Here is a 2724-nt window from a genome sequence, read left to right on the forward strand (position 1 = left end):
GCTGGAGCTGCAGGCGATCGAGCGCGTCAAGGCCACCCGGCCGCAGGTGGGGCTGACCGCCGCCCAGCGCGCGTCCAACCTTCAGGGCGCGTTCCGCCTGTCGGCGCGCGGGCGGGCGCTGGTCGCCGGACGGCGGATCGTGCTGGTGGACGACGTGATGACCACCGGCGCGACGCTCGACCGCCTGGCCCGGCTGCTGCGGCGGGGCGGCGCCGCGGAGGTGGACGTGCTGACCTTCGCACTGGTTGTGAACGATGCGTGACGGGTTATATCGTCGGACAAGACCATGACACCCGCTCAGAGCCCAGAGGCCCGAATGTCGTCCGTGACCGTCTATGCGCGTGTGGGCTGCCCCTATTGCGACATGGCGAAAGCGCTGCTCCGTCGCAAGAACGTGGCGTTCGAGGAGATCGACATCGGCCGGGAGCCCGCGCGCCGGCCGGAGATGATCGAGCGCGCCGGCGGCCGCACCACCGTGCCGCAGATCTTCATCGACGGCCGCCACATCGGCGGCTGCGACGACCTCCACGCGCTGGACGCGGCGGGCGGGCTCGACCCGCTGCTGGCGGCGTGAGCCCGATGGGCGAGACCGCGACGCGCTTCGTCGCCGCCTGCGCGCAGATGCGCTCGGGCCGGGACATCTCCGCCAACGTGGACGCGGCCGCGACGCTGATCCGCGAGGCGAAGGACGGCGGCGCGCACTACGTGCAGACGCCGGAGATGACCAACATCCTCGTGCGCTCGCGCGAGGAGCTGTTCGCCGCCATCCTGCCGGAGAACGCCTGCCCCGCGCTCGCCGCTTTCCAGGAGCTCGCCCGCGGCCTGGGACTGTGGCTCCATCTCGGCTCGCTCGCCGTGCGGCTCGAGGGCGAGCGCGCCGCGAACCGGGCGTTCCTGATCGACCCGGAGGGCGAGATCGTCGCCCGCTACGACAAGATCCACATGTTCGACGTGGACCTGCCGAACGGCGAGAGCTGGCGCGAATCCGCCACCTACCGTCCGGGCGAGACCGCGATCGTCGCCGACCTGCCCTGGGGGCGGCTCGGCCTCACCATCTGCTACGACGTGCGCTTCCCCACCCTGCACCGGGCGCTGGCGGAGAACGGGGCGGCGGCGCTCGCCGCGCCGGCCGCCTTCACCAAACAGACCGGCGAGGCCCACTGGCACGTGCTGCTGCGCTCCCGCGCCATCGAGACCGGCTCCTTCGTCCTCGCCGCAGCCCAGGGCGGCCGGCATGAGGACGGCCGCGAGACCTACGGCCACAGCCTGATCGTGGACCCGTGGGGCCGGATCGTCGCCGAGCTCGATCACGACGCGCCGGGGGTGATCCTCGCCGAGATCGACCTCGCGGAGGCCGCCGCCGCCCGCAAGCGCATCCCCGCGCTGGAGAACGGCCGCCGCTTCGGCCTGCTGCCGCCGGCCGAGCCGACGCGGCTGCACGAGGTCGGCGCCTGAGGCGCGTGTCCGGCTGGTCCGAACACGGGCGGTTCAAGCACCCGTCATGCCCGAGCTTGTCTCGGGCATCCACGACTGTCCGCTCGCCGACGCGTGATCCGCGAAGTCATGGATGCCCGACGACCAAGCCCGGGCACGACGGCGAACAGGACCTTCCCGACAGGCTCTGAGAACGTTCATCCCATCATGATTCGCTACGACCTCACCTGCGGCTGCGGCGCCCGTTTCGACGGCTGGTTCCGCTCCTCCGCCGATTTCGACAGCCAGCAGACGCGCGGGCTGCTGAGCTGCCCGGCCTGCGGCGGGAGCGCCGTGACCAAGGCGCTGATGGCGCCGGCGATCGCGGCGGGGCGCGCGGCCACGCCAACGGAATCGGAGGCGCCCGCCTCCGCCCCGGCGCCTGCGGCCGAGCCCGGCCCCGCCATGGAGCTCGCGTCCGACGGCGACCGGGAGCTGCGCGCCCGGCTGCGGGCGCTGCGGGACCATGTGACCCGCACCTCCGAGAACGTGGGCGACCGGTTCCCGGACCTCGCCCGCCGGATGCACGCGGAGGAGATCGAGCACCGCTCCATCTACGGCCGCGCCACGCCCGACGAGGCCCGGGCGCTCGCGGACGAGGGCGTGGCGTTCCAGCCGCTGCCGTCGTTCCCCGACGACGCCAACTGATCCGCGCCAAAACCCGGTAAGCCTTGCGTTTCGAGGCGGTTCCGCCGCGCCGCCCCCTGTGGACGACGGTGGCCGCGAGCGCGGGCTCCACGCTTCATTAACTCTGCTCTTTCTAACTGGGGCCTCTGAGATCACTCGGCGCTGCGGCGCCGCAATCCGGGACTCCAGGCCATGACCTTCTCGGGACGTCCGCCCGCCTCCGATTCCGACGCGACCGGACGCCGAACCGCCGATCCGCGACGCCAGGCGGCGCCGAGCGAGGTGCGCTCTGTCCGCACGCCGGACCATGTGCTGCGCGAGCGCCGCGCCCGCGATCTGGACGACGCGCTCGACGCCTCCGTGGCGGTGACGCCGCATCCGTCGGGACCGCTCATCGGGCTCGACGCGCTCTACGACGCCCACATCGTGCCGAGCTGGCTGCAGCCCTTCGCCATCGGCCCCAACGCCCGCTTCACCCGCACGCCGGACAGCATCCTGCGCGGCCATGCGGGCCTGCCCGAGGACGAGGCGCTGGAGCCGATCGCGCCGGAGACCGCCGCCGACGCCATCGCCGCCATGACCTTCGACGAGGCGGAGGCCGCAGCGGAGGCCGCCCGCGCCGCG

Annotated in this window: 4 protein-coding genes and 1 pseudogene; all 5 read left to right on the forward strand. The window is 73.2% G+C overall.

Annotated elements, in window-relative coordinates:
- Positions 1-262, forward strand: a 262-nt coding sequence (locus ACFQ4O_RS16590) for a ComF family protein (RefSeq protein WP_378777332.1), incomplete at its 5' end; no start/stop codon positions are given.
- A 54-nt stretch (positions 263-316) separates the two neighbouring features.
- Positions 317-574: a glutaredoxin 3 gene (gene grxC / locus ACFQ4O_RS16595; RefSeq protein WP_271204522.1), complete on the forward strand. Its 258-nt coding sequence runs from the start codon at positions 317-319 to the stop codon at positions 572-574.
- A gap of 5 nt (positions 575-579) precedes the next feature.
- The gene (locus ACFQ4O_RS16600; protein ID WP_378777335.1) at positions 580-1455 is read left to right on the forward strand and encodes a carbon-nitrogen hydrolase family protein; all 876 of its coding nucleotides are present in this window, start codon (positions 580-582) and stop codon (positions 1453-1455) included.
- A 186-nt stretch (positions 1456-1641) separates the two neighbouring features.
- A complete protein-coding gene (locus tag ACFQ4O_RS16605; RefSeq protein WP_378777337.1) occupies positions 1642-2121 on the forward strand; it encodes a DUF1178 family protein in 480 nt (159 codons plus the stop codon).
- A 171-nt stretch (positions 2122-2292) separates the two neighbouring features.
- Positions 2293-2724 (forward strand): annotated as a pseudogene (locus ACFQ4O_RS16610) (DNA translocase FtsK); the annotation flags it as partial.

The sequence above is a fragment of the Methylopila musalis genome (assembly GCF_042679725.1).
Lineage (GTDB): Bacteria > Pseudomonadota > Alphaproteobacteria > Rhizobiales > Methylopilaceae > Methylopila > Methylopila musalis.

Excerpts from the sequence above, each read along its gene's own strand:
- ACFQ4O_RS16605 (WP_378777337.1), top strand. The coding sequence starts at position 1,642 with ATGATTCGCTACGACCTCACCTGCGGCTGCGGCGCCCGTTTCGACGGC.
- ACFQ4O_RS16600 (WP_378777335.1), top strand. The coding sequence starts at position 580 with ATGGGCGAGACCGCGACGCGCTTCGTCGCCGCCTGCGCGCAGATGCGC.
- grxC (WP_271204522.1), top strand. The coding sequence starts at position 317 with ATGTCGTCCGTGACCGTCTATGCGCGTGTGGGCTGCCCCTATTGCGAC.